At 72.7% G+C, this 14,666-nt stretch carries 12 protein-coding genes; 10 read left to right on the plus strand and 2 right to left on the minus strand.

All coding sequences use genetic code 11. From position 1 onward, the window contains the following. Positions 1-18 precede the first annotated feature (18 nt). The 7 genes from trhO (at position 19) to proC (ending at position 9,124) form a co-directional block, all read left to right on the plus strand. Positions 19-1,005, plus strand: coding sequence for an oxygen-dependent tRNA uridine(34) hydroxylase TrhO (gene trhO, locus ACH9D2_RS15865; RefSeq protein WP_396363788.1), 987 nt, complete (start codon positions 19-21; stop codon positions 1,003-1,005). Then, a complete protein-coding gene (locus ACH9D2_RS15870) occupies positions 1,002-2,654 on the plus strand; it encodes a DUF7059 domain-containing protein (protein ID WP_396363789.1) in 1,653 nt (550 codons plus the stop codon). Before trhO ends, ACH9D2_RS15870 begins: the two co-directional genes overlap by 4 nt. 104 nt (positions 2,655-2,758) lie before the next feature. Then, positions 2,759-3,196: a pyridoxamine 5'-phosphate oxidase family protein gene (locus ACH9D2_RS15875; RefSeq protein WP_396363790.1), complete on the plus strand. Its 438-nt coding sequence runs from the start codon at positions 2,759-2,761 to the stop codon at positions 3,194-3,196. 210 nt (positions 3,197-3,406) lie between these two features. Further along, the gene (gene topA / locus ACH9D2_RS15880) at positions 3,407-6,244 is read left to right on the plus strand and encodes a type I DNA topoisomerase (RefSeq protein WP_396363791.1); all 2,838 of its coding nucleotides are present in this window, start codon (positions 3,407-3,409) and stop codon (positions 6,242-6,244) included. 50 nt (positions 6,245-6,294) lie between these two features. Further along, positions 6,295-7,272: a Ppx/GppA phosphatase family protein gene (locus ACH9D2_RS15885; RefSeq protein ID WP_396363792.1), complete on the plus strand. Its 978-nt coding sequence runs from the start codon at positions 6,295-6,297 to the stop codon at positions 7,270-7,272. Then, positions 7,269-8,162 carry a sugar phosphate isomerase/epimerase family protein gene (locus ACH9D2_RS15890; protein WP_396363793.1) on the plus strand — a complete coding sequence of 298 codons (894 nt, stop codon included), beginning with the start codon at positions 7,269-7,271 and terminating at the stop codon, positions 8,160-8,162. The genes ACH9D2_RS15885 and ACH9D2_RS15890 overlap by 4 nt, the downstream gene beginning before the upstream one ends. A 128-nt stretch (positions 8,163-8,290) precedes the next feature. Next, a complete protein-coding gene (proC, locus tag ACH9D2_RS15895) occupies positions 8,291-9,124 on the plus strand; it encodes a pyrroline-5-carboxylate reductase (protein WP_396363794.1) in 834 nt (277 codons plus the stop codon). A 25-nt stretch (positions 9,125-9,149) separates the two neighbouring features. Here proC and ACH9D2_RS15900 read toward each other — a convergent pair whose 3' ends face one another. Both ACH9D2_RS15900 and ACH9D2_RS15905 read right to left on the minus strand, forming a co-directional pair. Beyond that, a complete protein-coding gene (locus tag ACH9D2_RS15900; protein WP_017832491.1) occupies positions 9,150-9,818 on the minus strand; it encodes a potassium channel family protein in 669 nt (222 codons plus the stop codon). Beyond that, on the minus strand, positions 9,811-11,223 hold the full coding sequence (locus ACH9D2_RS15905; RefSeq protein ID WP_396363795.1) for a TrkH family potassium uptake protein: 1,413 nt from the start codon (positions 11,221-11,223) through the stop codon (positions 9,811-9,813). The genes ACH9D2_RS15900 and ACH9D2_RS15905 overlap by 8 nt, the downstream gene beginning before the upstream one ends. Before the next feature lie 152 nt (positions 11,224-11,375). Here ACH9D2_RS15905 and ACH9D2_RS15910 point away from each other — a divergent pair, with 152 nt between their 5' ends. The 3 genes from ACH9D2_RS15910 to gdhA all read left to right on the plus strand — a co-directional run bounded on the left by ACH9D2_RS15910 (position 11,376) and on the right by gdhA (position 14,655). Then, a complete protein-coding gene (locus ACH9D2_RS15910; RefSeq protein ID WP_396363796.1) occupies positions 11,376-12,596 on the plus strand; it encodes an acetoin utilization protein AcuC in 1,221 nt (406 codons plus the stop codon). An 86-nt stretch (positions 12,597-12,682) separates the two neighbouring features. Continuing rightward, positions 12,683-13,279, plus strand: a complete 597-nt coding sequence (locus ACH9D2_RS15915; RefSeq protein WP_396363797.1) for a metalloregulator ArsR/SmtB family transcription factor — start codon at positions 12,683-12,685, stop codon at positions 13,277-13,279. A gap of 35 nt (positions 13,280-13,314) precedes the next feature. After that, positions 13,315-14,655 (plus strand): NADP-specific glutamate dehydrogenase, encoded by a 1,341-nt coding sequence (gdhA, locus tag ACH9D2_RS15920; RefSeq protein WP_396363798.1) that lies wholly within the window; start codon positions 13,315-13,317, stop codon positions 14,653-14,655. Positions 14,656-14,666: the final 11 nt, after the last annotated feature.

A 14,666-nucleotide genomic window follows, 5' to 3' on the forward strand; every position in this document is an offset into this window, starting at 1 on the left:
CGCTTGTAGCCTGGACCCGTGGCACAGCACCGGATCGTCCTGCACTACGTCTTCACCCCGCTCCCCGACCCCACGGCCGTGATGCTCTGGCAGCGCGCCCTGTGCGAGGGCCTGGGCCTGCGCGGGCGGATCATCGTCTCCCCGCACGGGCTCAACGCCACCGTGGGCGGGGAGGTCGGGGCGCTCAAGCAGTACGCCCGGGCCACCCGCTCCTACCGCGGCTTCCGGGACACGGTCTTCAAGTGGTCGGACGGCTCGGCCGAGGACTTCCCCCGGCTGTCGGTCAAGGTCCGCGACGAGCTCGTGTCCTTCGGCGCGCCCGGGGAGGTCGAGGTCGACGAGCGCGGCGTCGTCGGCGGCGGCACCCGCCTGGGCCCCGCCGAGGTGGACGAGCTCGTGGCCCGCCGCGGCGAGGACGTCGTGTTCTTCGACGGCCGCAACGCCCACGAGGCCCGGATCGGGCGGTTCCGCGGGGCCGTGGTCCCGGACGTGGCGCACACCCGCGACTTCGTGGCCGAATTGGACTCCGGGAAGTACGACCACCTCAAGGCCCGGCCCGTGGTCACCTACTGCACCGGCGGGATCCGCTGCGAGGTGCTCTCCGCGCTGATGCGCAACCGCGGTTTCGAGGAGGTCTACCAGCTCGACGGTGGCATCGCCGAGTACGGCCGCGAGCGCGGGGACCGAGGGCTCTGGGAGGGCTCCCTGTACGTCTTCGACCGGCGCATGCACGTGCCGTTCACCCCGGCCGCGGTCACGATCGGGCGCTGCGACCGGTGCGCCGGCCCCGCGAACCGCTTCGTCAACTGCGCGGACGCCGCCTGCCGCGCCCTCGTCCTCGCGTGCCCCGCCTGCCACGAGGAGTGCCCGCAGCTCACCTGCCCGGCCGGGTGCGGGACCGTCCCGCCACCCGACGGCGACGCCGCGGTCGCCTCCCGGGCCGCCCCGGCACCCGTGCCCGTGTCCGTGTCCCTGCCGGTCTTCGTGCCGGGGAGCGTCGCATGAGCCCGGACGTCCCCGCCGCCGCGCCGGCCTTCTCCCGGGTCCCGGGGACCCCGGTCTCCGACGACCCGCGGGCGCCGGCCGAGCTGCACGACGCCCTCCGCCGGACGGGCTTCACCCATGACCGCGTGGCGGACCTGCTGGGCGCGGCCGCCATGGACGCGCTCGCCCGGGACCAGGCGGTGCCCGCCCTGCGGGTGCTCGAGCCGGCCCTCCGCACGCCCGGGCACCCGGACCGGGGTCTCGCCGGGACCGTCGCCCTCTTCCTGCTCGGCCGCACCGTTCCCGCGGAGGTGCTCGAGCCCGCTCCGGTGCGCCCGCAGCTGCTGGTGGGCCTGGGCCTCGCCGAGGAGACGGCCGACGGGCTGCGCGCCACCGTGGACCTGCGCCCCCACGCGTCCGACGACGGGACGGAGCTGTACGTGGCGAGCGACCTGGGTGAGTCCCAGCGCCCCGGCGTGCTGCGCCGCGACCACGTGCTGGGCATCGGGCAGGCGTCCCTGACGCTGGCGCAGACGACCGACCGCCGCCGGGTGGACCGTGCGCTGGACCTGGGGACCGGGTGCGGCATCCAGACGTTCCACCTGCTCGCGCACGCGGGGCACGTGACCGCCACCGACGTCTCGGACCGGGCGCTGGGCTTCACCCGGTTCAACCTGCTCCTCAACGCCCGGGCCCTGGACGTCGACCCCGGCCGCCTCGAGGACCGGGTGAGCCTGCGGGCGGGCTCCCTGCTGGAGCCCGTGCGCGGCGAGCAGTTCGACCTCGTGGTGTCCAACCCGCCCTTCGTCATCACCCCGCGCCCCGCCGGCGAGAGCCCGCAGGACCGCTACACCTACCGGGACGGCGGCCTGCCGGGGGACCGGATCGTGGCCGACCTCGTGCACGAGCTGCCGGGGGTCATGGCCCCCGGGGCCACCGCCCACCTGCTCGGCAACTGGGAGGTGCTCGCCCCGCCGCCCGGGGACGCGCGGCCGGCAGCCGAGCGCTGGGCGCTGCGGCCCGAGCAGTGGCTCCCCGAGGGCGTCGACGCGTGGTTCGTCCAGCGGGAGCTGGCGACCCCCGAGGAGTACGCCGAGACGTGGCTGCGGGACGCGGCGGAGTCCCGCGACCTCGAGCACTACGAACGCGCCTACCGCGCCTATCTCGACGACTTCGCCGCCCGCGGCGTCGAGGCCGTGGGCTTCGGGATGGTCCGCCTCCGCCGCCCGGCCCGGTCCCGCACCGGAAGCGCGCTCCGCCGCTTCGAGCACGTCCCCCACCCGGTCCAGCAGCCGCTCGCCCCCGCGCTCGCGGCGACGTGGGAACGGGCCGACTGGCTCGCGGCGCACCCGCTGGACTGGCTGGACGCCCGGCTCGTGGCCGCCGAGGACGTCACCGAGGAACGCCACCAGCGCCCCGGCGCGGAGCACCCCGGCGTGATCCTGCTCCGGCAGGGGGCCGGGCTGCGCCGGACCGTGGTGCTCTCGAGCGAGGCCGCGGGCTTCGCCGGGGCGTGCGACGGCGAGCTGAGCGCCCGGCAGATCCTCGGGGCGCTCGCCGCGCTGCTCGACTGGGCGGGCGAGGAGCGGCAGCGGCTGACCGAGGAGGTCCGCCACCTGGTGCTCGACGGCTTCCTCGTGCCGCAGGAGGCGGTGCCGTCCCCGGCGTGACGACCGTCGTGCGCGGAGGAGCCGTGCGGCGAGGAGTCGCGGCCGCGCAGTTGTGGGCGGATGAGGAGGCGACGCCGCGGCCGTGGGGGTGGAAGGATGGGAGCATGAGCATCGGAGACAACCTGAACCCCATCAAGACCCTGGACAAGGACACCGTCTGGCAGCTCCTCGAGAAGCACCCGTTCGGGCGGCTCGCCGTCGAGGCCGCCGGACTCGTGGACATCTTCCCGGTGAACTACGTGGTGCACCAGCACAAGCTGTACTTCCGCACCGCCCAGGGCTCCAAGCTCTCGAGCCTCATCGTCAACGACCAGGTGGCGTTCGAGATCGACGAGGTCTCGGAGGACGACGTCGTGCGCTCCGTGGTGGTCCACGGGCGGGCCCGCCGGCTCGAGACGCGCGCGGAGATGGACGCCGCGGAGGAGCTGCCCCTGAAGCCGTGGGCGCCCACGCTCAAGTACAACTTCGTGGTCATCGACGTGGAGACCGCCACCGGCCGCGAGTTCACGATCGGCGCGGAGCCCGAGCGCTACCCCTCCTGAGCCCGGCACCGGACGCCCGGACCCGCCTGCGACCCGGGCGACCGGGCGCCCCGCCCGGGGCCGCCGCCGTCCCCGGGTCCGCCGCCGCGCGGGGGTTGACGGCGGTGACGCGTTATGGTGGAGCGCAACGGCGGGCCGACGTCCGCCCGTCCGCCCCGACGTCCAGCAGCGCCGCGGCCCGCGGCACCGCGGACCGCAGCAAGGAGTACCGTGCCAACGAAGGCCACCCAGAGCCCGGGAACGGGCAAGAGCCTGCTCATCGTGGAGTCCCCCTCCAAGGTCAAGACCATCGCCGGGTACCTCGGCGACGCCTACGAGGTGGAGTCCTCGATGGGGCACATCCGTGACCTCCCGCAGCCCTCGGAGCTGCCGGCGGAGCTCAAGAAGGGGCCCTACGGCAAGTTCGCGGTGGACGTGGAGCACGACTTCGAGCCGTACTACGTGGTCAACCCGGACAAGAAGAAGAAGGTCACCGAGCTCCGGCGCAAGCTCAAGGACGCGGACGCCCTCTACCTCGCCACCGACGGCGACCGTGAGGGGGAGGCCATCGCCTGGCACCTCCTCGAGGTGCTCAAGCCCAAGGTCCCCGTCTACCGTCTCACCTTCCCCGAGATCACCCGCGAGGCCATCGAGCGGGCCTTCGGCGAGCTGCGCGAGCTCGACCAGGACCTGGTCGACGCGCAGGAGACCCGGCGCATCCTGGACCGGCTCTACGGCTACGAGATCTCCCCGGTGCTGTGGCGCAAGATCGCCTCGGGCCTGTCCGCCGGGCGCGTGCAGTCCGTGGCCACGCGCCTGGTCGTGGAGCGGGAACGGCAGCGCATGGCGTTCGTGCCCGCCGACTACTGGGACCTCAGCGGGACCTTCGCCCGCACCGACGGCGAGGACGCCGGCACCGCCTTCAGCGCCCGGCTCTCCGCCGTGGACGGCAAGCGGGTGGCCGGGGGCCGCGACTTCGGTGACGACGGCGTGCTCAAGGGTGCCGCCGACAAGCTCGCGCACCTGGACGAGCAGGCCGCCCGTGAGCTGGCCGCCGGCCTCGAGGACGCGGCGTTCACGGTCCGGTCGCTGGAGACCAAGCCGTACACCCGCCGCCCGGCCGCGCCGTTCACCACCTCCACGCTGCAGCAGGAGGCGGCGCGCAAGCTGCGCTTCACGTCCCGCACCACCATGCAGGTGGCGCAGAAGCTGTACGAGAACGGCTACATCACCTACATGCGCACCGACTCCGTGGCGCTGTCCGACCAGGCGGTCTCGGCCGCCCGGCGGCAGGCCACGGAGCTCTACGGCGCCGACTTCGTGCCCGGCTCCCCGCGGCTCTACAGCTCCAAGTCGAAGAACGCGCAGGAGGCGCACGAGGCCGTGCGCCCGGCCGGGGACTCCTTCCGCACCCCGAACCAGGTCCGCGGCGAGCTCTCCGCGGACGCGTACCGGCTCTACGAGCTGATCTGGAAGCGCACCGTGGCCTCCCAGATGGCCGACGCCAAGGGATCGACGGCGACCGTGCGGCTCGGGGCGACCTCGTCCACCGGCCGGGACGCCGAGTTCTCCGCGTCCGGCACCGTCATCACGTTCCGCGGCTTCCTGGCCGCCTACGAGGAGGGCCGGGACGAGGACCCCGCCACGGAGAAGGACGGCGGCAAGGACGGCAAGGACGGCGACAAGCGGCTCCCGCGGATGGCGGAGGGCGACCGCCTGGACGCCACCGACGTCGAGGCGGACGGGCACCGCACCTCACCGCCGCCGCGCTACACCGAGGCGTCCCTCGTCAAGGTCCTCGACGAGCTCGGCATCGGCCGGCCCTCGACCTACGCGGCGACCATCTCCACGATCATGGACCGCGGCTACGTCCGGGTCCGGGGCTCCGCCCTCATCCCCTCGTGGGTCGCGTTCTCCGTGGTGCGCCTGCTCGAGGAGCACTTCTCCGACTACGTGGACTACGACTTCACGGCGGAGATGGAGGAGGGCCTCGACCGGATCGCCCGCGGCGAGGAGGACAGCACCGACTGGCTGCAGGACTTCTACTTCGGGTCGAAGGGCCACGAGAACGGGCTCAAGCCCATCGTCGACGACCTCGGCGAGATCGACGCCCGCGCCGTGAACTCGATCCCCGTGACCGAGGACATCACCCTGCGGGTCGGCAAGTTCGGCCCCTACCTCGAGGTGGCCGGAGTCGTCGACCCGGAGACCGGCGAGATCACGGACCCGGTCCGGGCGAACGTGCCGGAGGACCTCGCCCCCGACGAGCTCACGCCCGACAAGGCCCGCGAGCTCATCGAGACGGGCAAGGCGGACGGCCGGGAGCTCGGCCGCGACCCCGTGACCGGGCGCGCCATCGTGGCCAAGGACGGCCGCTACGGGCCCTACGTCACCGAGGTGATCCCCGAGCCCACCGCGGAGGAGCTCGCGGCCCAGCCCGTCGAGTACTACAAGAACGGCAAGCCCAAGCCCCCGAAGAAGCCGGTCAAGGAGAAGCCCCGCACGGGGTCCCTGCTCTCCACCATGACGCTGCAGGACGTGACCCTCGAGGACGCCCTCAAGATCCTGTCCCTGCCGCGCACGCTGGGCACGGACGCCGAGGGCGACGAGATCACGGTGCAGAACGGCCGGTTCGGCCCCTACCTCAAGAAGGGCAGCGACTCCCGCTCGCTGCAGTCCGAGGAGCAGCTCTTCACGGTCACCCTCGACGAGGCCCTGAAGATCTACGCCCAGCCCAAGCAACGCGGCCGCGGCAGCGCCAAGCCGCCGCTCGCGGACCTGGGCACCGACGAGATCACGGAGCGGCCCATGGTGATCAAGGACGGGCGGTTCGGCCCGTACATCACCGACGGGGAGACCAACGTGACGGTCCCGCGCGGCGAGACCGTGGAGCAGATCACCCCGGCGCGCGCCAGCCAGCTGCTCGCGGAGAAGCGCGCCCAGGGCCCCGCCCCGAAGAAGACGGCGAAGTCGTCGGCCAGGACGACGGCGTCGAAGACCAGCACCAAGAAGAGCACGGCCAAGAAGCCCGCGGCGGCGAAGCCCGCCCGCGCCGGGTCCAAGGGCTGAGCCGCCCCGCACGCGCGGGACGGACACGGAACTCGAAGGAGCACCACGGCATGCGTCTCGGAGTCCTCGACGTGGGGTCGAACACCGTCCACCTCCTCCTGCTCGACGTCTACCCGGGCTCCCGGCCCGAGCCGTACGCGTCCCACAAGCTCGCCCTGCGGCTCGTGCAGTACCTCGACGCGGACGGCAACATCTCCGACGCCGGCCGCGACGCCCTCACCGGGTTCGTCGTCGAGGCCCGGGACTTCGCCGTGGACAACCGCGCCGAGGACTTCCTGGCCTTCGCGACCTCCGCGATCCGCGAGGCCGGCAACGGGGCGGAGGTGCTGGAGCACGTGCAGTCGCGCTCCGGCGTCACCCTCACGGAGCTGGCCGGGGACCAGGAGGCGGCCGTCACGTTCTTCGCGGTGCGCCGCTGGTTCGGCTGGGGCGCGGGGACCGTTCTGGACCTCGACATCGGCGGCGGGTCCTTCGAGATGGCCCTGGGCGACAACGCGCTGCCCACCGCGGCGACCTCGGTGCCGCTCGGCGCGGGGCGGCTAACGCGCACCTTCTTCGCCGGGGACGTCGCGACCCCGAAGGAGATGAAGGCCCTGCGCAAGCACGTGCGCAAGGAGCTCAAGCCCGCCGTCGCCCGGGTCAGCGCGGCGGGGGAGCCCACCTGCGTGGCCGGCACCTCCAAGACCTTCCGCTCCCTGGCCCGGATCTGCGGGGCGGCACCGTACGCCATGGGCCCGTACGTGCCCCGCACCCTCCACCTCGAGGACCTGCGGCTGTGGACCCGCCGGATGGAGGCCATGTCCGCGGAGGAGCGGGGCGAGCTGCCGGGCGTCTCCGCCGTCCGGGCCGGGCAGATCCTCGCCGGGGCCGTGGTGGCCGAGGCCGCCATGGACGCCTACGGCGTCGAGTCGATCCGGATCTGCCCGTGGGCCCTGCGCGAGGGGCTGATCCTGCGCCGCCTGGACCAGCTGAACAGCCACTCCGACGTCCGCACCGTGGACCCCCGGCACCTGGTGGGTGCGGCATGAGCGAGCAGCCGGGCCCCGCCGCGGAGCCGTACCGTCCCCACGTGGCGCTGTCCACCAGCTCCCTCTATCCGCTCGGGGTCCCGGAGACCTTCGAGGCCGCCGTGGAGCTGGGCTACGACAGCGTGGAGGTGCTCGTCACGCACGAGCGGATGAGTCAGCTCACCCACCAGCTGCAGGACCTCGTGCAGCGCCACCAGCTCCCCATCTCGACCATCCACGCCCCCACCCTGCTGCTGACCCAGCAGGTGTGGGGCAAGTCGTGGACCAAGATCCAGATGGCCGCGGCGCTCACCGAGCAGGTGGGCGCGGAGGTCGTCGTGGTCCACCCGCCCTTCCGCTGGCAGCGCCGGTACGCCGCGAACTTCGTGGAGGGCGTGCGGGTGGTCTCCCAGGCCACGGGCGTGAAGATCTCCGTGGAGAACATGTACCCCTGGCGGGTCCGTGGCCGCGACACCGTGGTCTACGCCCCGCACTACAGTCCGCTGGGCCTGGACTACGACTGGGTGACGTGGGACTTCTCCCACGCGGCGACCGCCCGCATGGACTCCCTGGCCGCCATCAAGGAGCTGGGCTCCCGGCTCGGCCACGTGCACCTGACCGACGGCTCGGGCGAGACCACGGCGGACGAGCACCTGCTGCCCGGCCACGGCGTGCAACCGGTCGCCGAGTCCCTCGAGCACCTCGCCTCCACCCGATGGGAGGGCATCATCGGGGTCGAGGTCTCGACCCGCCGCTCGAAGAACCCCGAGGAGCGCACCCAGTGGCTCGCGGAGTCCCTCGAGTTCGCCCGCCGGCACACGAGCCTGAGCGACGGCACCGACGGCACCGACGGTTCCGACAGCACCGCCGGTTCCGACAGCACCGGGGCCGCCGAGGTCACCGACGGCTGACGTCCGCGGGCACCCGGCCGCCCAGCCCCTGCCCGTCACCCGCACCGCCCCGGTCCGGCCGTTCCGGTCCACTTCCCCTGATCCAGCTCCACCGATCCACTTCCACCGATGAGAGGACCTCACCGACCATGACTCCTGTGCTCGCCTTCCTGGGCTGCGGCTCCATGAACGGATCCATCCTGCGAGGGGTGCTGGCCTCCGGCGTGCCGGTCGACCAGGTCCGGGCCACCGTCCGCTCCGCGGAGAGCGCCCGCCGGCTCGAGGACGAGACGGGCGTGCGGCCCTACGTCACCGGGGAGGACCCCGAGGCCAACCGGAGGGCCGCGCGCGAGGCGGACGTCGTGCTGCTCGGGGTGAAGCCCGTCGGCATCCTCGAGCTCGCCCGCGAGATCGCCCCCGCCGTGCGCCCCGGCACCGTCGTGGCGTCGGTGGCCGCGGGAATCTCCGTCGGCGCCCTCGAGCGCGCCCTCCCCGCCGGCCAGCCGGTGGTGCGCACGATGCCGAACACGCCCTCCAGCGTGGGCCGCGGGGTCGTCTCCGTGACCCCGGGGAGCGCCACCGCCCCCGAGCAGACGGAGGCCGTGCGCCGGGTGCTCGAGGCCGTGGGCACCGTGGTCGAGGTCCCGGAGGAGCAGGTGGACGCCGTGACCGGTGTCTCGGGCTCCGGACCCGCCTACGTGTTCCTGCTGGCCGAGGCCATGCAGCATGCGGGGGAGCGGATGGGGCTGTCGGCCGACGTCGCGCGGGTCCTCGCGAAGGAGACCGTCTCCGGCGCCGGGGAGCTGCTGCGCCCCGCGGAGGCCGACCCCGCCGCCCTGCGCAAGGCGGTCACGAGCCCGAAGGGCACCACGGACCGGGCCATCACGACCTTCCAGGACAACGGCTTCGAGGACCTCGTCGCGTCCGCCGCACGGGCCTCCGCGGACCGCTCCGCGGAGCTCACGCGCGAGTTCAGCGACTGAGCCGCGGCCGGGGCGGGCCCCCGGCTCAGGGCCGGGCGGCGAAGCGCTCGAGCAGGTCCACGTGCCCCGAGACGATCAGCAGGTCGCGCGAGGTCACCTTGGTGTCGGGGCGGGCGTACGTGAAGTCCTCGCCCGGGGACTTCACGCCCACCACGGTCACGCCGTACTTCGAGCGGACGTTGGAGTCGCCCAGGGTGAAGCCCTGCACCTCCCGCGGCGGATACATCTTGACGATCGCGAAGTCGTCGTCGAACTCGATGTAGTCCAGCAGCCGGCCCGAGACCAGGTGTGCCGTGCGCCGTCCCGCGTCCGCCTCGGGGAAGATCACGTGGTGGGCCCCGATCCGGGAGAGGATCTTGCCGTGCGAGGGCGTGATGGCCTTCGCCCAGATCCGGCTCACGCCGAGGTCCACGAGGTTCGCCGTGATGAGCACGCTCGACTCGATGGACGTGCCGACGCCCACCACGGCCGAGTCGAACTCGGCCGCCCCCAGCTGGCGCAGGGCGTCGATGTCGGTGGCCTCGGCCTCGACCACGTGGGTGAGCTGCCCGGAGAGCTTCTGGACCAGCTGGGCGTCCCGCTCCACGCCCAGGACCTCCCGGCCCTGGCGGGCCAGCTGGAGCGCGGTGGCGGTGCCGAAGCGGCCGAGGCCGATCACCAGGACGGGGACGCTGTGGGACGAACGGTCAGCCAATGATCGGCCTTTCCTCGGGGTACTTGTACAGGCGCCGGCGCGAGCGCAGCGCCAGGGCGGCGGCCACGGTGGTGATGCCGATGCGTCCGACGAACATCGTCGCGGACAGCACGTACTTGCCCTCCGGCGGCAGCTCCGCGGACAGGCCCACGCTCAGCCCGCACGTGGCGTAGGCCGAGATGACCTCGAAGAGCACGCGGTCCAGGGGTGCGTCGGAGAGGGCCAGCAGGAACCCGCAGGCCACCAGCACGATCGTCGCCCCCATCATGATCACCGAGATCGCGATCCGCAGCGCCTCCTCGGGGATGGTCCGCAGGAACGCGATCACGGACCGGTCGCCGCGGGCCTCGGCCAGCACCGCGAGGAACACGACGGCGAGCGTGGTGACCTTGATGCCGCCGGCCGTGGACGCCGAGCCGCCGCCCGCGAACATCATGGCGTCCGTCATCAGCAGGGTCTGCTGCAGCTCGCTGTTGGTGTCGACGAGGGAGAAGCCCCCGGAGCGCATGTTGACCGAGGAGAAGAACCCGTGGAAGATCTTCTCGCCCACGGAGAGGTCCCGCAGCGTCCCCGGATTGGACCACTCGAACGCGGTGTACATGATCCACGCCAGCACGAGCAGGACGGTCGTGGTCGTCACCGTGAGCTTCGTGTTGAGGTTCCACCGGGAGAACCTCAGCCCCACCTGGCGCACCACCAGGACCACGGGGAAGCCGAGCGAGCCGACGAACACCCCGAGGGCGATGGGCACGACGATCAGCCACGAGGTCGTGTAGGGCGCGAGGCCCGCCGAGTTGGGGACGAAGCCTCCGTTGTTGAACGCGGAGATCGCGTAGAACACCCCGTGCCACAGCGCCGTCGGGACCGACTCGCCCTCGAGCAGGAACCCGGTCGTCAGGAGGACCGCGAGGACCGCCTCGATGCTCACGGACGTCAGCACGATGATCTGCAGGAGCGAGCCCACCTCGCCGAGCCGCCCGATGTTGAGGGCCTCCTGCGTCAGGATCCGCGACCTCAGACCCAGCTTGCGGCCCACGGCGAGGGCGAGGATCGACGTCATCGTCAGGGTGCCCAGGCCCCCGATCTGCATCGCGACCATGATGACGAACTGGCCGAAGAACGACCAGTTGTCACCCGTGGAGACGGTGGTCAGCCCTGTCACGGTGACGGCCGACGTCGCGGTGAACACCGCGTCCTCCAGCGAGGTGTCGATCCCCGGGGCGGACGAGAGCGGCAGCCACAGCAGGAAGGAGAAGAGGGCGACGACGACGGCGAAGACGATGAGCGCCAGGCGCGCCGGGGAGGAGGCCGCGATCCGGTCCACGAGGTCACGCAGCGAGGTGAGCAGCCAGAACCGGCCCCGCTGCTCCGGGCGGACCCAGGACCCGCGCTGGAGATTGCTCACGGGCCCTCCTCCTGGTGTCCGGACCGCCGGGGCGGTTGCGGCGGTCGCCGCGACCGCTGACAGTATCGCACTGCCGGGAGCGCGCGGGCGCGACGACACATAGGCGGCGAGGGGCGGGCCCCGGGACACCGTCCGGCGTCCCGGGTGATCTAATGATCGGTGTGACTCCTGCTACATCCGGGCCCGGCGCCCCGTACCCCACGAGACTGTTCTGGGACCCCGCCCTGCTCGAGTACAACTTCGGGGACCACCACCCCATGCACCCGTCCCGGCTCGAGGCCACGTACCGCCTCGTCCAGGAGTTCGGCCTCGACCGGCGGGACAACGTCACGGTGGACGTGCCCGAGGTGGCCCCGGACGAGGTCCTCAACCTCGTCCACCCGCAGCACTACGTGGACTCGGTCCGGGCCGTCAGCGCCGATCCCTCCGTGGAGATCCCCGAGTGCGGTCTCGGCACCGAGGACACGCCCGCCTACCCGGGGGTGCACGAGGCGAGCGCCCGGCTCGTGGGGGGCACCTACCAGGGCGCCGTGGCCCTCCTGGCGGGAGAAGCGGTGCACGCCGTGAACTTCGGCGGCGGGATGCACCACGCCCACGCGGAGAAGGCCAGCGGCTTCTGCATCTACAACGACTGCGCCGTGGCGGTGCAGCACCTGCTCGACCAGGGGATCCGGAGGGTGGCCTACGTGGACGTCGACGGTCACCACGGTGACGGGACCCAGTCGATCTTCTACGACGACCCCCGCGTGCTCACCGTCTCGCTGCACGAGACCGGCCTGACCCTGTTCCCCGGCACGGGCTTCGCCAACGAGACCGGCCGCGGGGAGGCCCAGGGGCACGCCGTGAACGTGGCGATGCCCACGGCCTCCGACGACTCCATGTGGCTGCGTGCGTTCGACGCCGTGGTCCCGCCCCTGCTGCGCCAGTTCGAGCCGGAGGTGATCGTGAGCCAGCACGGCTGCGACTCGCACTTCGCCGACGAGCTCACCCACCTGCGGGTCAGCGTGGACGCGCAGCGGCAGGCCGCCGTGGCCGTGGCCGGGCTGGCCCACGAGCTGTGCGAGGGCCGGTGGATCGCCACGGGCGGGGGCGGGTACAACTGCTACGACGTGGTGCCCCGGTCCTGGACGCACCTGGTCGGCGTCGCCGCGGGCCACCCGATCGACGTGCGCACCGCGGTGCCGCAGCCGTGGCGCGACCACGTGCGCGAACGCTACGGCGCCGACGCGCCGCGGGTCATGGGCGACGAGGTGGACCTGTGGTGGCGCTCCTGGGAGGTGGGCTTCGACCCGAACGACGAGACGGACCGCACCATCATGGCCACCCGCAAGGAGGTCTTCCCCCTCTGGGGGCTGGACCCGTGGTTCGACTGAGCTCGCGGCCCGCGGGTCCCGGCGGCCACGGCGGCGCGGACGTGCCGGTGCCGGGCGCCGCGCGGGAACCCGTTTACAGTGTTCGGATGGGCAACAACGACGTGTTCGCGGTGATCGCCGACAAGACCCGGCGGGGGATCCTCACCGTGCTCAAGGACGGCGAACGACCCGTGGGGGACCTCGTGGACGAGCTGGGGGTCTCCCAGCCCACCGTCTCGAAGCATCTGAAGATCCTGCGCGAGGCCGGTATGGTGTCCATGGAGGCACAGGGGCAACGACGTCTCTATGCCGTGCAGCCGGAGCCGCTGGCCGAGGTCACCGCATGGGTTCACGAGGTCGTGGGCGCGGCGGCCCACGAGGCGGCCGTGCCGGCGCCCGCCGCGGACGACGCCGCGGTGACCGCCGCGGACGGCGTCGCCGTGACCACCGGGACCGACGAGGTCGGGACGACCGGGCGGGACGCGGTGGTCACGCCCGGGACCGGCTTCGCGGACGCCGAGGCGGCGCCCGTGCCGGAGCCGACCGTCGACTCCGGCCCGGAGCCGGCGGCCGTCGGAACCGGCCCGGAGCTGCCCGTCGGCGGCACGCCCGCCCGCCCGAGCAGGGGGGCCGGGGCACGCGCGGTGGACATCCTGTCCAGCCTCTCCGGCCTGCGCCGCCGCACCAGGAGTCCGCGGCGGTGACCGGCCCGGCCCATCCGATCCGAACGAGGAGCACCATGCACGAGGACCTGTACCCGATCCGCCAGGCCGTACTCGCCCGCAACCCCGGAGAGGTGGAGTTCCACCAGGCCGTGGACGAGGTCTTCGACTCCCTGGGCCCCGTGGTCGCGCGCCACCCCGAACTGCTCGACGCCGCCGTGCTCGAGCGGATCTGCGAGCCGGAGCGGCAGATCATCTTCCGCGTCCCCTGGACCGACGACCAGGGCCGCGTGCACATCAACCGCGGCTTCCGGGTGGAGTTCAACTCCGCGCTCGGGCCCTACAAGGGCGGCCTGCGCTTCCACTCGTCCGTGTACCTGGGCATCGTGAAGTTCCTGGGCTTCGAGCAGATCTTCAAGAACGCCCTCACGGGCATGCCCATCGGCGGCGGCAAGGGCGGCTCGGACTTCGACCCGAGCGGGCGCTCCGACGGGGAGATCATGCGCTTCTGCCAGTCCTTCATGACCGAGCTCTACCGCCACATCGGCGAGTACACCGACGTCCCCGCCGGCGACATCGGGGTGGGCGGGCGCGAGATCGGCTACCTGTTCGGCCAGTACAAGCGCATCACCAACCGCTACGAGTCCAGCGTGCTCACCGGCAAGGGCCTGAGCTGGGGCGGTTCCCTGGTGCGCACCGAGGCCACCGGCTTCGGCACCGTGATGTTCGCCGAGGAGATGCTGCACACCCGCGGGCAGTCCTTCGACGGGCAGACCGTGCTGGTCTCCGGCTCGGGCAACGTGGCGACCTTCGCGATCAACCGGGCGCAGCAGCTCGGGGCCACCGTGGTCACCGCCTCGGACTCCAGCGGCTACGTGGTGGACCCCGACGGCATCGAGCTGGACCTGCTCCGCCAGGTCAAGGAGGTCGAGCGCGCCCGGATCTCCGAGTACGCCGAGCGCCGCGGCGGACGCGCCCGGTTCATCGCCAAGGGCTCGGTGTGGGACGTCCCCGGCACCGTGGCCCTGCCGTGCGCCACCCAGAACGAGCTGGACGGCTCGCACGCCAAGAAGCTGCTCGAGCACGGCGTGGTCGCCGTGGCCGAGGGTGCCAACATGCCCACCACGGGCGAGGCCACCCGCCTGTTCCAGGAGGAGGGCGTGCTCTTCGGTCCGGGCAAGGCGGCCAACGCCGGTGGCGTGGCCACCTCCGCGCTGGAGATGCAGCAGAACGCCTCCCGCGACTCGTGGACCTTCGAGTACACGGAGGAGCGGCTGGGCCAGATCATGAAGTCGATCCACGACACGTGCGCCGAGACCGCCGAGGACTACGGCATGCCCGGCAACTACGTGGCGGGCGCCAACATCGCCGGGTTCGTCAAGGTGGCCGGCGCCATGATGGCGCAGGGTCTCATCTGAGCCCCGGCCGG

It is taken from the genome of Kocuria rhizosphaericola, from assembly GCF_044462205.1.
Taxonomy (GTDB): Bacteria; Actinomycetota; Actinomycetes; order Actinomycetales; family Micrococcaceae; genus Kocuria; species Kocuria rhizosphaericola.